We start from the raw sequence: 15,506 nt of genomic DNA on the forward strand, positions 1-15,506 counted from the left end.
CCGCAGCTGCGAGGGGCCCCGATCGAGTGTTCAGCTAGATCAGCCGAGGGTGAATTCCAGCGCCTTCACCTGCTTGAAGTAGCCCGAGCCCTTGAGCGCCTCGACGGTCTCCGGGGTGATTTCCTCGTCCACATAGGCAATCGCGATCGCCTCGCCGCCCTGTTTGGCGCGGCCCAACGTGAAGTTCGCGAGGTTCACGCCGTTCTCGCCGAGGATGGTGCCGAGCTTGCCGATGATGCCGGGCACGTCCTCGTTGGTGGTGTAGAGCATGTGCTCGCCCACCTCGGCGTCGATATTGATGCCCTTGATCTGGATGAAGCGCGGCTTGCCGTCGGAGAAGACGGTGCCCGCGATCGAGCGTTCCTTGCTCTCGGAGACCACGGTGACCTTGATATAGCCTTCGAACACGCCGGTCTGGTCCTGCGAGGTGGTCGAGATCTGGATCCCGCGCTCTTTCGCGATGACCGGGGCCGAGACCATGTTCACGTCGGGCTGCGAGGCTTTCAGGATGCCCGAGACCACGGCGGCGTCGAGCGCCTTGAGGTTCATCTCGGAGGCCACGCCGTCGAAGGTGATGTTGATCGCCTTGATCGCGTCCTCGGTCATCTGTCCGATGAAACCGCCCAGGTGCTGCGCGAGCTTCACCCACGGGCCCATGACCTTCGCCTCTTCGGCGGTCATCGAGGGCATGTTGAGCGCGTTCTCGACCGCGCCGTCGAGCAGGTAGTTGGCCATCTGCTCGGCGACCTGAAGGGCCACGTTTTCCTGTGCTTCGGTGGTCGAGGCGCCCAGATGCGGGGTGCAGACCACGTTCGGCAGGCCGAAAAGCGGGTTCTCGGTGGCGGGCTCTTCGGAGAACACGTCGAAGGCGGCGCCCGCGACATGGCCCGACTTGATCAGATCGGCCAGCGCCTGCTCGTCGACCAGGCCGCCACGGGCGCAGTTGATGATCCGCACGCCCGGCTTGGTCTTCTGCAGGTTCTCGCGCGACAGGATGTTGCGGGTCTGCTCGGTGAGCGGAACGTGGAGGGTGATGAAATCGGCGCGCTTGAGCAGTTCCTCGAGCTCGACCTTCTCGACGCCCATATTGGCCGCCTTCTCCTCGCCCAGATAGGGATCGTAGGCCACGACCTTCATCTTCAGGCCGCGGGCGCGGTCGCAGACGATGCCGCCGATATTGCCCGCACCGATCACGCCGAGGGTCTTGCCGGTCAGCTCGACACCCATGAATTTCGACTTCTCCCACTTGCCGGCCTGGGTCGAGGCGTCGGCTTCGGGGATCTGGCGGGCGACCGCGAACATCAGCGCGATCGCATGCTCGGCCGTGGTGATCATGTTGCCGAAGGGCGTGTTCATCACGATCACGCCCTTCTTGGACGCCGCTTCCTTGTCCACGTTGTCGGTGCCGATACCGGCGCGGCCGACGACCTTCAGATTGGTCGCACCTTCGAGCAGTTTCGCGGTCACCTTGGTGGCCGAACGGATCGCGAGGCCGTCATATTTGCCGATCACCTCGGCGAGCTTTTCCTTGTCCTTGCCGAGCGAGGGTTCGAAATCGACCTCGATGCCACGGTCACGGAAGATCTGGACGGCGGTTTCCGAGAGCTTGTCGGAGACGAGAACCTTGGGGGCCATGTCTGGGCTCCTTGAATTTTCAGAAATTCGGGAAAGGACGGGCCGTCGCGGCCCGCCGATCAGTCGTTTTCGATCAGGCTTGCGCCGCGATCTCGGCTTCAAAAGCGTATTCGATCCAGGGCATCAGCGCCGCGACATCCGCCTGCTCGACGGTCGAGCCGCACCAGATGCGCAGGCCGGCCGGGGCGTCGCGATAGGCGCCGAGATCAAGACCTGCGCCTTCCTTCTCGAGCCGCTTGGCCACGGCCTTGGCAAACGCCGCGCCGTCCTTGATGCGATCGTCGGTGAACTTGACGCAGACCGACGTGGTCGAGGCGGTCGCCGGGTCCTTCGCGAGATTCGCGATCCACGGTTTCGCGTCGCAGAAATCCCAGACGGTCTTGGCATTGGCCGTGGCGCGTTCGATCAGGCCCTTGAGCCCGCCCACCGATTTCGCCCAGTTCAGCGAGACGAGGTAATCCTCGACGCAGAGCATTGACGGGGTGTTGATCGTCTCGCCGACGAAGATGCCCTCGATCAGCTTGCCGCCCTTGGTCATGCGGAAGATCTTCGGCAGCGGCCAGGCGGGGGTGTAGTTTTCCAGGCGCTCGACGGCGCGCGGGGAAAGGATCAGCACGCCATGACCACCCTCGCCGCCCAGCACTTTCTGCCAGGAGAAGGTGGTGACGTCGAGCTTGTCCCAGGGCAGCTCCATCGCGAAAGCGGCCGAGGTGGCGTCGCAGATGGTCAGCCCTTCGCGGTCGGCGGGGATCGCGTCGCCATTGGGGACGCGCACGCCCGAAGTGGTGCCGTTCCAGGTAAAGACGACATCGGTGTTGAAATCGACGGTCGAGAAATCGACGATCTCGCCATATTCGGCGGTCTTCACCTCGGCGTCGATCTTGAGCTGCTTGACCACGTCGGTCACCCAGCCGGCGCCAAAGCTTTCCCAGGCGCACATGGTCGCCTTGCGCTCGCCGAGCAGCGACCAGAGGGCCATCTCGACCGCGCCGGTATCGGAGGCGGGCACGATGCCGATGCGGTAATCGGCAGGCACGCCCAGAATTTCGCGGGTGGTTTCGATCGCCTCTTTCAGCTTCGCCTTGCCGATGGCGGCACGGTGCGAACGGCCCAGGGGGGCGTCATTGAGCATGTCGAGGGAGAAACCGGGGATCTTCGTGCAGGGGCCCGAAGAGAAACGCGGATTCGCCGGCCGCGTTGCCGGAGCTTGAATAGCCATTGCTGGTATCCTTCCAGATAAGCGCCCCTCGTTGGGGAGGGGTGTCCCATCGCCGCAGATACGCCTCGCCCGGCTCTGGCGCAAGGGGGAAATTTGGTCTAATGCGCCGGTTCAGGTCACGGATACGACATTCCCAAGGAGCGCGCATGTTCACCGCCACGCTGATCGCCGACCCGAAAGAGGCCAATCTGGATCAGGCCACGCTCGATGCGCTCTGCGGTGCCTGGGGCGGGGGTGACGCGCGCTGGCTCAACCCCAATGTCGCGGCGGAATTCAGCGTCGAGGAAGTGCCCTCGAACGCGGCGCAGAGCTGGGAGGGGCTGCAGGGGCTCGGCGTCGATCTGGTCGTGCAGCCGCGCGAGGGGCGCCGCAAGAAGATGCTCGTCGCCGACATGGATTCGACGATGATCCAGCAGGAATGCATCGACGAGCTGGCCGATGTGGCGGGCGTCGGCGAGCGGGTGAAGGAGATCACCGCGCGGGCGATGAATGGCGAGCTGGATTTCGAGGGCGCGCTGACCGAGCGGGTCGGGCTGTTGAAGGGCCTGCGCGAAGAGGTGATCGGACAGGTCATCGCGGAACGCATCACCTTCATGCCGGGCGGGCATGATCTGGTGGCGACGATGAAGGCGAACGGCGCCTATTGCGTGCTGGTCTCGGGCGGGTTCACGGCCTTCACCGGCTATGTCGCCGAGGCCCTGGGCTTCGACGAGAACCGGGCCAACCGCTTGCTGATCGAGGACGGAAAGCTGGTGGGTATTCCCGCCCAGCCGATCCTCGGGCGCGAGGCGAAGGTTCAGGCTTTGCTGGAAATTTCGGAAAGACTGAAGCTCGACCATGCCGAGGTGATGGCGGTCGGCGACGGGGCGAACGATCTGGGCATGCTGCACCTTGCCGGGGCGGGCGTCGCACTGCATGCCAAGCCCGCCGTGGCCGCGCAATGCGACATCCGGATCAATTACGGCGATCTGAGCGCGCTGCTCTATATACAGGGCTATTCGGTCGAGGAATTCGCCTCCTAAGCGAGCGGCGCGATTTCCCGGCCGCCCTGCCAGATCCGGGTGGGACGCCAGGTTTCATCGAAATGCACCAGATCGGCGGCGAGGCCCGGAGCGATCCGGCCCACGGGCGCGCCGATCTGTGCCGCGGGGATGCGCGTGGCCATCGCCAATGCGCGCTCCGGGGCGATGCCGACCGTCTCGATCATGAAGCGGATCGCCTGCGGGAGGGACAGATCCGCCCCCGCCAGGGTGCCGTCCTCGAGCCGCAGCGCGCCGTCGCGCCGCGCGATTCGCCGCCCGGCGAGATCGAAACCATCCAGCCCGGTCCCGGCGCAGGCCATCGCATCGGAAACGAGGAACACCTCGCCCGCCTGCTTGGCCGCAAGCGCGAGCCGGATCGAGGCGGGGTGAACATGGATGCCATCCGCGATCAGTCCGGCCGAGACACCGCTTGCAAGGGCCGCGCCCACGAGCCCCGGTTCGCGCGAGCCGAGCTGGCTCATCGCGTTGTAGAGATGGGTGACCATCCGCGCCCCGGCCGCGATCGCCTCCTGCGCTTGCGCGAAACCGCAATCGCTATGGCCGAGACTGACGATGATGCCCGCCTCGGAAAGCCGCTCGATCTGGCGCGGGGTCGCGGCGGCGGGGGAGAGCGTGACGATCAGCGCGGGCAGCGCGGTCTTCGCCTCGAGCAGGATCTCGAGATCCCCCTCCTCCATCGGACGGATATGCTGGGGCGGGTGGCAGCCGGGGCGCCGGGGATCGAGATGCGGGCCTTCCAGATGCAGACCGGCAAAGCCCGGCACGCGCCCCACCGCCGCGATCCCGGCGGCCAGCGTGCTTTGCATCGCCGCGCGGCTGTCGGTGATCAGAGTGGGCAGCAGCGTCGTCGCCCCGAGCCGCGCATGGGCCGCACAGATCGTGGAGAGCGTCTCCAGGCGGGCATCGCCGTCCAGCATCACGCCCCCGCCACCGTTGACCTGAAGATCGACGAGGCCCGGCGCAAGCGTGCCGCCGGGGAGTGCGATCCGCCTGCCCTCGGGCGCGTCATCGAGCGGACACAGGCCGGAAATGCGACCCTGTTCCAGCAAGATTGCCTGGTTCTCGAGAAACCGCTCGCCGTCGAAAAGGCGCGCGCCCTGCAGGATCATTCGCTCCAAAACGCATCCTCCATCGCCAGCGAAAGCGCACCGTCGAGCGCGGATCCGCGCGCGGGAGTGCTGGGCCAGTCGGGGAGAGCGAGGGTCGGACCGAGCCCGCCGATCCATGTCACCGGCAGATCCGATTCGGGCTGCAGCAGCGCGATCGCCTCCCGGATGTCGGACGCGGCTTCGCTGCGGATCGCGACCGCCGCCGGGTCTTCGGAGCCCAGCACACGCGGCGCGAGCGCGGCCCAGTCGGCGGGCGTCGCGCTCAGGCTGAACCGCAACAGCCCCGCGCCGCCATCCATCTGTTCGAGAAGCGTGCGCAGAAGGGGGGTGAGCGGGCAGAACCCGTCGAGCGCGCGCGCCGCGCGGGCCCCGAGCGCCCGGCCGATCCAGGCGCCCGATCCCTCGTCGCCGAGCCGCAGCCCCCAGCCGCCGATCGTGTGGAGATGGCCGTCGAGCTGGCGCGCGAAGACCGAGCCGGTTCCGAGCGCCGCGACGATCCCGTCCTCGCGCCCGAGCGCGCCGCGCACGGAGATCGTCACGTCCTGCACCACGCGGGCGCGAAACGGCAGGCGGGTGACGAGCATCTCGCCCTGGCCGGAGAGGTTGGCGCCCGCGAGCCCGAGCACCGCGCGCAGTTCGCCGGGCGCGAACCCCGCCATCGCCGCATCGCAGGCGGCAAGGATATTGGCCAATGCACCCCCGAAATCGCTCGCGATATTGGCGGGGCCCGCCTCGCCGCGGCCGATCACCCGGCCCGTCGCGTCGGCCAGAACCGCGCGGCAGCCGGTGCCTCCGCCGTCGACACCCAGAAAATGCATCCCTGCCTCCGTTTTGAGCGTAACAGTGCCAAATCCCCGATCCGAGAGGAAGGGCCGTAACAACGCCTCGGCGTGAAACGACTTGGGGAAAGACAACGATCCCTCTATCACTGGGAAAAACCGACCGGGAGCTTCATGCGCAAACCTTTGATATTCCTTGTCCTGATCGCGATCGCGGTGGTTGCGACGGTGCTCGTGGCCGATCCCGACCCCGACCGTCTGCGCGCGCTGCGCGATGGGGTCGCCGACTGGCAGGCGGCGCATCCGGTGGCGCTCCCGGCGGGCTTCTTCGCGCTCTATGTCGCGGTCACGGCGCTGTCGCTGCCGCTCGCGGTGTGGCTGACGCTTCTGGGCGCGGCGCTTCTGGGCTTCTGGAAGGGGTTGGTGCTGATCTCCTTCGCCTCCTCGCTCGGGGCGCTGCTGGCGTTTCTGGTGGCGCGCTACCTGATGCGCGACTGGGTGCGCGGGCGGCTTGGCCCGCGGCTATCGAAGATCGAGCGGGGCGTCGCGCGCGACGGCGAGTTCTTCCTGTTCTCGCTGCGGCTGATCCCGGTCGTGCCGTTCTTCGTCATCAACCTCGCCTTCGGCCTGACGCGGATGAAGGCGTGGCGCTATTATCTCGTGAGCCAGGTCGGGATGCTGCCCGGCACCGCCGTCTATGTCGCCGCGGGCGCGCAGCTCGGCACGCTCGACAGCCTTTCGGGGATCGTCTCGCCGGGGGTGCTCGGGGCCTTCGCGGCGCTTGCGGTCTTTCCCTGGATCGCGCGAGCCGCGCTGCGGTTCTGGGCGCGAAAGCGCGCCTATCGCGGCCTTGAGCGGCCCGTGAAATTCGATCGCAACCTGATCGTGATCGGCGCGGGGGCGGCGGGGCTGGTGGCCTCTTATGTGGCCGCGCAGGCGCGGGCGAAGGTGACGCTCGTTCAGGACGGCCCGATGGGGGGCGATTGCCTGAATTTCGGCTGCGTGCCCTCGAAGGCGCTGATCGCCTCGGCGCGGGCGGCCGGCGCCGCGCGCGGCTCGCAAGCGCTCGGGGTGAAAGCCGAGGTCTCGGTCGATTGGCCGAGGGTCACGAAGCGGATCTCCGAGGTGATCGCGCAGATCGAACCCAATGATTCCGTGGAGCGTTACGAGGGGCTCGGGGTCGAGGTGATCGAGGGCCACGCGCGGCTCGAGGACCCGTGGACGGTGCGCGTGGGCGATCAGCGTCTGACTGCGCGCGGGATCGTTCTGGCGACCGGGGCGGCGCCGGTGATCCCGCCGATCGAGGGGATCGGATCGGTCGAGCCGCTCACCTCGGACACGCTCTGGGACGCGCTGGCGGCCCTGCCGGCGCCTCCCGCGCGCATGGTGATCCTGGGCGGCGGCCCGATCGGCTGCGAGATCGCGCAGGCGCTGGTGCGGCTTGGCGCGGGGGTGACGCTGATCGAAGCGGCGGAGCGGTTGCTGATCCGGGAGGATGTCGAAGCTTCCGATGCCATCGCTGCGGCGCTGCGCGCCGATGGGGTCGATCTGCGTCTTGGCGCGAAAGCGATCCGCTTCGGGCGCGATGACGGGAAATGGCTCGAGCTCGAGGACGGCACGAAGATCGGTTTCGACATGCTCCTGGTCGCGGTCGGGCGCAAGGCGCGGCTCGAGGGGTTCGGGCTGGAGGAACTGGGCATCCCGACGGGCCGCGTGATCGAGACCAACGACTATCTCGAGACGCTGATGCCGAATATCTACGCCGCCGGAGACGCCGCGGGGCCGCGGCAACTGACCAATGCCGCCGGTCATCAGGGCTGGATCGCGGCGGCCAATGCGCTCGCGGCACCCTTCTGGCGCTTCAAGGCCCATGGCGCGCCGATCCCGCATGCGGTCTTCACCTCGCCGGAACTGGCACGGGTCGGGATGACGGCGGCGGAGGCGGAGGCCGAGGGTGTCGCGCATGAGGTCACGACCTATCCCCTCGGCGATCTGGATCGGGCGCTGGCGGAGGGCGCGGGCGAAGGCTTGGTGCGAGTCGTGACCGCGAAGGGGTCGGACAAGATCCTCGGCGTGACCGTGCTGGGCGCTCATGCGGCCGAGGTGCTGGCCGAATTCGTGCTTGCGATGCGTCACGGGCTGGGTCTGGGCAAGATCCTCGCCACGCCGCATGTCTATCCGAGCTGGTCGGAGGCGGCGAAGAACGCCGCCGGGCGCTGGCGGCAGGCGCATGTGAACCCGCGCACGCTGCGCATCGCGGAGCGCTTCATGACCCGGAGGCGCGGATGATCGACGCCGCTCTCCTGCCCCTGCAGCGCGCGATGATGCAGCCGCCCGCCGAGGCCCTGGCCGCGCGCGGCATTCGCGCCGATCAGGTCACGGTGGCGGGCTTCGCGCTGGGCCTTCTCGCGATCCCCGCGCTGGCCTTCGGGGCCTATTGGCCGGCGCTGGTCCTGATCTTGCTCAACCGGATCGCGGACGGGCTCGACGGCGCGATCGCGCGGATCAACGGCCCGACCGATCGCGGGGCCTTCCTCGATATCGCCTTCGATTTCCTGTTCTACGCGCTGATCCCGGTGGGGTTCGCGCTGGCCGATCCTGCGCGCAACGCGCTGCCCGCCGCGATCCTGATCGCCGCTTTCGTCGGCACCGGGTCGAGCTTTCTCGCCTTCGCCTCGATCGCGGCCAAGCGCGGGATGAGTGCCGAGAGCTATCCCACCAAGGGCATCTACTATCTGGGCGGTCTGACCGAGGGGACCGAGACGATCCTCTTCTTCGCCGCGATCTGCCTGTTCCCGCAGGCCTTCCCGATCCTTGCGGCGATCTTTTCCGCCGCCTGTTTCGTGACCACCGCGACCCGTTGGCTGATGGGTTGGCGGGCCTTTTCGTAAATCGGAGTGAGAGTGAGTATGAGAACCAGAACCGCCGCGCTATCCCTGCTGGCCTTGCCAATGCTCGCCACCCCCGCGCTTGCCGATTGGGCGCAAACGCAGGCGGAGGCGAAAGGCCAGACCGTCTATTTCAACGCCTGGGGCGGGGATCCCCGCACAAACGCCTTCATCGAATGGGTCTCGGACCGGATGCAGGAGAGATACGGCGTGACGGTCGAGCAGGTGAAGCTCACCGATACGGCCGAGGCGGTGTCGCGCGTACAGGCGGAAAAGGCGGCGGGTCAGGACGAGGGCGGCGCGGTCGATCTCATCTGGATCAACGGGCCGAATTTCCTCGCGATGAAAGAGGCGGGTCTGCTGCATGGGCCTTTCGTGGCGGATCTGCCCAATGCGAAATATCTCGACCTTTCCGAAGGCGCGGCGGCGAGCACCGATTTCACCGTGCCGACCGAAGGCTTTGAGGCGCCGTGGCGGCTCGCGAAATTCGTCTTCGACTACGATTCCGAACGGGTGACGACGCCGCCCGCGGACATGGCGGGGCTGCTCGATTGGGCACAGGCGCATCCGGGCCGGTTCACCCATCCCAACCCGTCGAATTTCATCGGCGCGACTTTCCTCAAGCAGGCGCTGGTCGAGATGGCGCCCGACCCGGAGGCTCTGGCCAGTCCGGTCACCGATGCGGCCTATGACAAGGAAACCGCACCGCTCTGGGCGTGGTATGACCAGTTGCGGCCGCTGATGTGGCGCAAGGGCGAGGCCTTCCCGGAAAACGAGAGCGCTCAGGCGCAGCTTCTGGCCGATGGCGAGGTCGATTTCGGGATGCATTTCGACCCGGCCGCGCCGGCGGCGTTGATCGAGCAGGGCGTGCTGCCGCCTTCGGTGCGGGTCTGGGTGCCGCAAGGCGGGACGATCGGCAATATCTCCTTCGTCGCGATCCCCTATAACGCGGCGCACAAGGCGGGGGCGGAGCTGGTGGCGAATTTCCTGCTCGACCCGGCCACGCAGGCGCATATGCAGGATATCAGCGTCCTGGGCAGCTTCTCGGTGCTCGATCCGGCGAAGCTGGACGATGGGGCGAAGGCGGCCTTCGTGGGGCTGCCCACGGCGCCGGCGCTGCCCACGCTGGAGGCGCTCGGCCCGACCCTTCCCGAGCCGCATCCGAGCTGGATGACCCGGCTCACCGAGGATTGGGCGCGGCGCTACACGAAGTGAGGTTGCGATGCGGCTTGCCGGGCTGATCCTGACGCTGGTGATCGGCGGGCCGGTCGCGCTGGGCACGGCGCTGACCGTCGCGACCGGTTTCGGCTGGCAGCCGGGGCTGGGGCGGGTGACACCGGGCTGGGGCGGGGTCATGGAGGCGCTTTCCCTGCCGGGGATCGACACCTCGCTGCGGCTGACGCTGGTGACCGGGATCGGGGCGACGGTGCTGTCGCTCGCGGCCTCGATCCCGCTCTCGCGCTGGTTGGTGACGCGGGAGGCGTCGGCGCGCTGGCTGACGCCGCTGCTGGCGGTGCCCCATGCGGCGCTGGCGATCGGGCTGGCCTTTCTCATTGCGCCCTCGGGCTGGACCGCGCGGCTGATCTCGCCCTGGGCGACGGGATGGGATCTGCCGCCGCAGATCGTCACCGTGGGCGATCCGTGGGGGCTCACGCTGATCCTCGGGCTGATGCTGAAGGAAGTGCCGTTCCTGACCCTGATGACTCTGGTCGCGGCGGCGCAGAAGCCGCTGGCGGCCCAGATGGCGGCAGGCCGGGCGCTGGGTTACGCGCCGGGGCGTGCTTGGGCCCGGATCGTCTGGCCGCAGCTTTATCCCGCGCTGCGGCTGCCGGTGCTGATCGTGCTCGCCTTCTCTCTATCGGTGGTGGACATGGCGTTGATCCTCGGGCCGTCGAACCCGCCGACTCTCGCGGTGCGGATCTTGCGGCTCTATGGCGCGCCCGATCCGGCGCAGGCGGTGCCGGCCTCGGCGCTGGCGGTGCTGTTGCTGGCGGTGATGGCGGGATGCGCCGGCCTCTGGCTGACGGGAGAGCGGGCGATCGCCGCGCTCGGGCGGCGCGCGGTCGCGGCGGGGCGGCGAGGACATGCCCGGCGCAACTGGATCGGGGGGTGGCCCGCCGCCGTCGGCGGTGTTCTCACGCTCGGATCGCTGGGCGCGCTGGTGCTTTGGAGCCTCGCGAGTATCTGGCGCTTCCCCGAAGCGGTCCCGGCGCGCCTGAGCCTGCAACGATGGGCCGCCGCGGACTGGGCCGGACCCTTCGCCACGAGCCTCGCTCTGGCGGTCGCCTCGACCGCGCTGGCGCTGATGCTCGCGGTCCTGTGGCTCGAAAGCGAGGATCGCGCGGGAAGGCGCCTGCCGCTCGGTGCGCTGATCGTGCTGCCGCTTCTGCTGCCGCAGATCGGCTTCCTGCAAGGACTGACGACCGGCTTTCTCTGGCTGGGCCTGCCGCCCGGGGCGGTGGCGGTGACATGGGCGGAACTGCTCTTCGTCTTTCCCTATGTGATGATCGCGCTGGCGGGGCCGTGGCGCGCGCTCGATCCGGGGCTGCTGGCGAGTGCCGCGAGCCTGGGTGCGGGGCCGGGGCGCAGGCTCTGGCGGGTGAAACTGCCGGTTCTTCTCGGGCCGCTCGCGGCGGCGGCGGCGATCGGGGTGGCGGTGTCGGTCGCGCAATATCTCGCCGTGCTGCTGCCGGGGGCGGGACGCGTTCAGGCGCTCGCGACGGAGGCGGTGGCGCTCGCCTCGGGGGCGGATCGGCGGCTCGCCGCGGTGCTCGCACTGATGCAGGCGGCGCTTCCCTGGGCCGGGTTCGCGCTGGCGCTCGCGCTCCCCGCCTGGTGGCATCGCAACCGCAAGGGCCTTCGGGGAGGACTGGCATGAGCCTCGAACTGCTCGACGTGAGCCTGACCGCGCCGGACGCGCGCGCCCCGCTTTTCGCTCCGCTCTCCTTGCGCGTCGCGCCGGGGGAGGTGGTCTGCGTGATGGGCCCCTCCGGCATCGGCAAGTCGAGCCTTCTTGCGCATATCGGCGGCCACCTGCCGCGCGGGTTTCGCACGACAGGCTCGGTGCGGCTCGAGGGGGTAGAGGTGATGCGGCTGCCGGCGGAACGGCGCGGGATCGGGATGCTGTTCCAGCAGGCGCAGCTCTTCCCGCATCTCTCGGTGGGCGACAATCTCGCCTTCGGCCTCGCAGCGCATCTCAAGGGCCGGTCGGCGCGCAAGGCGGCGGTGGCGCGAGCGCTCGGGCAGGCGGGGCTTGCCGGAATGGAGGATCGCGACCCGGCGACGCTGTCGGGCGGGCAACGCACACGAGTCGCGCTGATGCGCGCGCTTCTGGCCGAGCCGCGCGCGATCCTGATCGACGAGCCCTTCGCCGCGCTCGATGCCGATCTGCGCGCCGAGATCCGCGCCTTCGTGCTCGGTCATATCCGGGCCCGCGCGATCCCCGCCTTGATGGTGAGTCATGACGAGAGCGACGCGCAGGCCGCGGCGCGGGTGGTGACCCTGCGGCGCTGAGCGCACCGGCGGATCTCCGCGCATGCAGGCTTGCGAGACCCCGGTACAGGCCTTATTCCCAAGGGCATGTTCGCAAACCCCGTCTTCCGCCACGCCCGCGCCCTTGCCGTTCTCACGGCGCTGATCGGCACGCTTTCCGGCTGCGTGCCGGGGGAGTTCGGCACGGCCCAGGTCGCCCAGTCGCGCACCAAGCTCGCCAATGGCGCGCTGACCGTGACCGCGCCGAAAGGCTGGTGCATCGACCCCAAGAGCCTGCGCGATTCCGGCGCGGGGGGCTTTGCGCTCTTCGGCAATTGCGCCGCGATTTCCCGCAATCCCGATGATGCCCATGCCCCGCTGCCCGCGCTTCTGAGCGTGACGGTCGGTCCGCCCGCCGTCACGGATGCGAGCGGCACGTTCGGAAAGGACCGGCTCCCCCAGAACGGAACCTTCTTCCGCTCCGAGCTTGGCCGGGCAGCGCTCGCGCGGTCGGGGGAAGCGGGCGACGTGACGATCGACAAGTCCGAGATCTCGGGCGACGTGCTGATGCTGCGCGTGACCGACCGCTCGAAGCAGGGCGGCCCGCCCGTCGCCGATACCTATCTGCGCGGGATCAGCGATATCGGCGGGCGGATCGTCGCGCTCTCGGTGATGCCGCTCAAGGATGGCGAGATGAGTTATGACGCTCAACGTCGCCTTTTGCGCGAATTCGTCGCGGCGATCCGCGCCGCGAACTGAGCGCCCCCCCGACAAGACCAGCCACCGCAGCAGATTTGCCCTTTTCGTGAGGGGCTTGATAAGAAATAAGTGGTGTCGTTGGGCCGGGTCCGTTGGCCCGGAACGCGGCGAGGCGAAGGGGGACGATCGGGGCAATGGCTGGGATGCGTGGCTCATCGCTGCTCGATCGGGTGCTCGAACGCCGCGCCCTGCGACGCTGGAACCGGGCCGCCCGCGCCACCAAGCAGATGGATGCCGAGGCCCTGCGCAGCCTGCGCGGCCGCGCCCGGCTCCTGCGCAACGCCCTCGAAGATGTTCTGCGCCAGAGCGAGGCGCGCCTGCGCAGCGCCTTTCCAGGGACGGCCGCGCTTCCCCGGCCCTCAGGGAGTGACTGGGTCTGGCGCCCCGAGATCTGGCGCGTCCCGGTGCAGCCGGTCGGTATCGCGGGGGCGGAAAACCGCACGATGCTCGGGCGCGAGCTGACGCTCTTTCACGATTGCCCCGCCTCCGAGATCACCCTGCGCCAGATCCGCACCAGCGGCCCCGGCACGGTCGCACCCTACGGGTTGCGGATGGACGTGCTGCGCTTCGAGGGCTCGTTTCTCTCCTTCGTGCTCGACCTGCCCGAAAGCGCGCTGCGCGGGTTGCAGCTCAATCACCTGCTGCGTCTGGAGATGGATGTCGCGATGGAGCGGCCGCTGGAGATCTTCTGCCGGCTCAACATCAAGCACGGTCCCAATAGCGAGCAGCTCGTGCGGGAATTGCCGCCCGGCGGCGGTGGCCAATTCGTGGAATTCGATCTCGCCTATACCCGGATGAACGAGCGGCGGCTCGAGAAGGCCTGGGTGGATATCATCTTCGAAAGCCCGCGCATGAACGAAGTCGTTCTGCGCGATATGACCTTCGCGCGCTATCCGCGTGCGGAGTTGTGACGGAGGACGGATGCTGGAAGCGACACGGATACGGGGCGGCTGTTGGGAGGCCACGAGCCGCATGCCCGAATCCCCCGATCTCGAGGTGCGCCACCTGGGCGAGGTGCTCGAGGGGCTTGCCGTTTCGGGCAAACCCGGAGACTGGCGCATCACCCAGCCGATCCCGGTTTCGGCGCTCAACGAGGGCGTGTTGAGCTTCCTCGTCTGCCGCAAGGGCGAAAGCGAGCCGATCGACAGCTTCACCCTCGTCGCCGGCGCCCCGCTGGCCGAGGATCTGCGCGCGGAGATCGACCTGCTGCGGGCCGAGCTCGACCTGTTGAAGCGGGCGTTCCGGCAGCATTGCGCCGAGAGCGAGGCCTGAGCACCTCACCCCTTCGCGAGAGGTCTCGAAGCGCCCCCTTTCCGCTTGCGGGAAATGCTGCATATGCCTAGCTTCCCCGCGACAGCGATGGAGGCTTTCATGTCCAGGATCGAAGCGCGGCTCGCGGAGCTCGGCATCACCCTTCCCGAAGCGCCCGCCCCGGCGGCCAATTACGTGCCCTATGTGCGCAGCGGCCAGCACCTCTTCGTCTCCGGGCAGATCTCGAACGGTCCCGAAGGGCTGATCGTCGGAAAGCTCGGCGCCGGCATGGACGTGGTGGAGGGCGCGCTTGCGGCGCGGTTCTGCGGTCTCGCGCTGATCGCGCAGGCCAAGGCGGCGCTCGGTGATCTCGACCGGGTGAAACGGGTCGTGAAACTGGTGGGCTTCGTCAACTCCACCGCCGAGTTCACCGACCAGCCCAAGGTCGTCAACGGCTGTTCCGATCTGATGGTCGAGGTGTTCGGTGACGCAGGGCGGCACGCGCGCTCCGCGGTCTCGGCGGCCTCCCTTCCGCTCGGCGTCGCGGTCGAGATCGAAGCGATTTTCGAGGTCGAGTGATGGCGCTTCATCCGGATTTCCTGCGCCTGCCGATCGCGCATCGCGCTTTGCATGACCTTTCCCTGGGGCGGCCCGAGAACAGCCGCGCCGCGATCCGTGCCGCGATCGAGGCGGGCTACGGCATCGAGATCGACCTGCAGCTCTCGGCCGATGGCGTGCCGGTCGTGTTCCACGATTATTCGCTCCACCGGCTGACCGAGGAAACCGGCCCGGTGCGCGGGCGCAGCGCCGCGGAACTCGGTGCGATCCGGCTCAAGGGCGGGGAGGAAGGCATCCCGACCTTCGCCGAGATCCTCGAGCTTGTCGGCGGGCGGGTGCCGCTTCTGGTGGAGCTGAAGGATCAGGATGGCGCGCTTGGCCTTTCGGTCGGAGCGCTCGAGGAGGCGGCCGCCGCGCTCTTGAAGGACTATGAGGGTCCGGTCGCGGTGATGTCCTTCAATCCGCATGCGGTCGAGGCTTTCTCGAGATACGCCCCCGACATCCCGGTCGGGCTGACCACCTCTGCCTATCTGCAGGATGACTGGGCCTTGCTGCCTGTCGCGCGCGGCGAGGAGCTGCGTCACATCCCCGATTTCGATCGTGTGAAGGCGGCCTTCATCTCGCATGAGGCGAAGGATCTGAGCGCGGCGCGCGTGGCGGAGCTGAAGGCGCTCGGTGTCCCGATCCTGTGCTGGACGATCCGCTCGGTCGATGACGAGGCGCTGGCGCGTCAGGTGGCCGACAACGTGACCTTCGAGGGCTATCTTTCGGCGCTGCCTGCTTGACCGGGCGTC

At 68.3% G+C, this 15,506-nt stretch carries 15 protein-coding genes; 11 read left to right on the top strand and 4 right to left on the bottom strand.

Features of this window, described 5'->3' with window-relative positions; genetic code table 11:
* Positions 1–39: 39 nt before the first annotated feature.
* Positions 40–1,635 (bottom strand): phosphoglycerate dehydrogenase, encoded by a 1,596-nt coding sequence (gene serA, locus DW2_RS11275; protein WP_038146542.1) that lies wholly within the window; start codon positions 1,633–1,635, stop codon positions 40–42.
* A gap of 73 nt (positions 1,636–1,708) precedes the next feature.
* The gene (locus DW2_RS11280) at positions 1,709–2,854 is read right to left on the bottom strand and encodes a phosphoserine transaminase (protein WP_038146545.1); all 1,146 of its coding nucleotides are present in this window, start codon (positions 2,852–2,854) and stop codon (positions 1,709–1,711) included.
* 146 nt (positions 2,855–3,000) lie between these two features.
* On the opposite strand from DW2_RS11280, the gene serB reads away from it, so the two are divergent.
* Positions 3,001–3,876: a phosphoserine phosphatase SerB gene (serB, locus tag DW2_RS11285; protein WP_038146548.1), complete on the top strand. Its 876-nt coding sequence runs from the start codon at positions 3,001–3,003 to the stop codon at positions 3,874–3,876.
* On the opposite strand, the gene nagA is transcribed toward serB, so the two are convergent.
* Both nagA and DW2_RS11295 read right to left on the bottom strand, forming a co-directional pair.
* The gene (nagA, locus tag DW2_RS11290) at positions 3,873–5,006 is read right to left on the bottom strand and encodes an N-acetylglucosamine-6-phosphate deacetylase (protein ID WP_038146550.1); all 1,134 of its coding nucleotides are present in this window, start codon (positions 5,004–5,006) and stop codon (positions 3,873–3,875) included. The genes serB and nagA overlap by 4 nt on opposite strands.
* On the bottom strand, positions 5,003–5,824 hold the full coding sequence (locus DW2_RS11295; RefSeq protein WP_038146552.1) for a glucosamine kinase nucleotide-binding domain-containing protein: 822 nt from the start codon (positions 5,822–5,824) through the stop codon (positions 5,003–5,005). Before DW2_RS11295 ends, nagA begins: the two co-directional genes overlap by 4 nt.
* Before the next feature lie 135 nt (positions 5,825–5,959).
* Here DW2_RS11295 and DW2_RS11300 point away from each other — a divergent pair, with 135 nt between their 5' ends.
* The 10 genes from DW2_RS11300 to DW2_RS11345 all read left to right on the top strand — a co-directional run bounded on the left by DW2_RS11300 (position 5,960) and on the right by DW2_RS11345 (position 15,497).
* Positions 5,960–8,074, top strand: a complete 2,115-nt coding sequence (locus tag DW2_RS11300) for an FAD-dependent oxidoreductase (RefSeq protein WP_038146554.1) — start codon at positions 5,960–5,962, stop codon at positions 8,072–8,074.
* Positions 8,071–8,676 carry a CDP-alcohol phosphatidyltransferase family protein gene (locus DW2_RS11305; RefSeq protein WP_038146557.1) on the top strand — a complete coding sequence of 202 codons (606 nt, stop codon included), beginning with the start codon at positions 8,071–8,073 and terminating at the stop codon, positions 8,674–8,676. The genes DW2_RS11300 and DW2_RS11305 overlap by 4 nt, the downstream gene beginning before the upstream one ends.
* Positions 8,677–8,694: 18 nt before the next feature.
* Positions 8,695–9,888, top strand: a complete 1,194-nt coding sequence (locus DW2_RS11310; protein ID WP_038146559.1) for an ABC transporter substrate-binding protein — start codon at positions 8,695–8,697, stop codon at positions 9,886–9,888.
* Between the two features lie 7 nt (positions 9,889–9,895).
* Positions 9,896–11,551: an ABC transporter permease gene (locus DW2_RS11315; RefSeq protein ID WP_038146562.1), complete on the top strand. Its 1,656-nt coding sequence runs from the start codon at positions 9,896–9,898 to the stop codon at positions 11,549–11,551.
* Positions 11,548–12,186 (top strand): ATP-binding cassette domain-containing protein, encoded by a 639-nt coding sequence (locus tag DW2_RS11320; protein ID WP_038146564.1) that lies wholly within the window; start codon positions 11,548–11,550, stop codon positions 12,184–12,186. The genes DW2_RS11315 and DW2_RS11320 overlap by 4 nt, the downstream gene beginning before the upstream one ends.
* Before the next feature lie 66 nt (positions 12,187–12,252).
* A complete protein-coding gene (locus DW2_RS11325) occupies positions 12,253–12,903 on the top strand; it encodes a hypothetical protein (RefSeq protein ID WP_038146566.1) in 651 nt (216 codons plus the stop codon).
* A gap of 134 nt (positions 12,904–13,037) precedes the next feature.
* Positions 13,038–13,814: a DUF6478 family protein gene (locus tag DW2_RS11330; RefSeq protein WP_038146567.1), complete on the top strand. Its 777-nt coding sequence runs from the start codon at positions 13,038–13,040 to the stop codon at positions 13,812–13,814.
* Between the two features lie 61 nt (positions 13,815–13,875).
* Positions 13,876–14,175 (top strand): hypothetical protein, encoded by a 300-nt coding sequence (locus tag DW2_RS11335; RefSeq protein WP_238321314.1) that lies wholly within the window; start codon positions 13,876–13,878, stop codon positions 14,173–14,175.
* A gap of 99 nt (positions 14,176–14,274) precedes the next feature.
* Positions 14,275–14,733 (top strand): RidA family protein, encoded by a 459-nt coding sequence (locus DW2_RS11340; RefSeq protein WP_038146736.1) that lies wholly within the window; start codon positions 14,275–14,277, stop codon positions 14,731–14,733.
* Positions 14,733–15,497, top strand: coding sequence for a glycerophosphodiester phosphodiesterase family protein (locus DW2_RS11345; RefSeq protein ID WP_156102952.1), 765 nt, complete (start codon positions 14,733–14,735; stop codon positions 15,495–15,497). Before DW2_RS11340 ends, DW2_RS11345 begins: the two co-directional genes overlap by 1 nt.
* The last annotated feature ends 9 nt before the right edge of the window (positions 15,498–15,506 follow it).

The sequence above is a fragment of the Thioclava atlantica genome (assembly GCF_000737065.1).
Classification (GTDB): domain Bacteria; phylum Pseudomonadota; class Alphaproteobacteria; order Rhodobacterales; family Rhodobacteraceae; genus Thioclava; species Thioclava atlantica.

Bases quoted from the DNA above. Each gene is read 5' to 3' on its own strand.
- serA (WP_038146542.1), bottom strand. From the start codon at position 1,635: ATGGCCCCCAAGGTTCTCGTCTCCGACAAGCTCTCGGAAACCGCCGTC.
- DW2_RS11280 (WP_038146545.1), bottom strand. From the start codon at position 2,854: ATGGCTATTCAAGCTCCGGCAACGCGGCCGGCGAATCCGCGTTTCTCT.
- serB (WP_038146548.1), top strand. From the start codon at position 3,001: ATGTTCACCGCCACGCTGATCGCCGACCCGAAAGAGGCCAATCTGGAT.
- nagA (WP_038146550.1), bottom strand. From the start codon at position 5,006: ATGATCCTGCAGGGCGCGCGCCTTTTCGACGGCGAGCGGTTTCTCGAG.
- DW2_RS11295 (WP_038146552.1), bottom strand. From the start codon at position 5,824: ATGCATTTTCTGGGTGTCGACGGCGGAGGCACCGGCTGCCGCGCGGTT.
- DW2_RS11300 (WP_038146554.1), top strand. From the start codon at position 5,960: ATGCGCAAACCTTTGATATTCCTTGTCCTGATCGCGATCGCGGTGGTT.
- DW2_RS11305 (WP_038146557.1), top strand. From the start codon at position 8,071: ATGATCGACGCCGCTCTCCTGCCCCTGCAGCGCGCGATGATGCAGCCG.
- DW2_RS11310 (WP_038146559.1), top strand. From the start codon at position 8,695: ATGAGAACCAGAACCGCCGCGCTATCCCTGCTGGCCTTGCCAATGCTC.
- DW2_RS11315 (WP_038146562.1), top strand. From the start codon at position 9,896: ATGCGGCTTGCCGGGCTGATCCTGACGCTGGTGATCGGCGGGCCGGTC.
- DW2_RS11320 (WP_038146564.1), top strand. From the start codon at position 11,548: ATGAGCCTCGAACTGCTCGACGTGAGCCTGACCGCGCCGGACGCGCGC.
- DW2_RS11325 (WP_038146566.1), top strand. From the start codon at position 12,253: ATGTTCGCAAACCCCGTCTTCCGCCACGCCCGCGCCCTTGCCGTTCTC.
- DW2_RS11330 (WP_038146567.1), top strand. From the start codon at position 13,038: ATGGCTGGGATGCGTGGCTCATCGCTGCTCGATCGGGTGCTCGAACGC.
- DW2_RS11335 (WP_238321314.1), top strand. From the start codon at position 13,876: ATGCCCGAATCCCCCGATCTCGAGGTGCGCCACCTGGGCGAGGTGCTC.
- DW2_RS11340 (WP_038146736.1), top strand. From the start codon at position 14,275: ATGTCCAGGATCGAAGCGCGGCTCGCGGAGCTCGGCATCACCCTTCCC.
- DW2_RS11345 (WP_156102952.1), top strand. From the start codon at position 14,733: ATGGCGCTTCATCCGGATTTCCTGCGCCTGCCGATCGCGCATCGCGCT.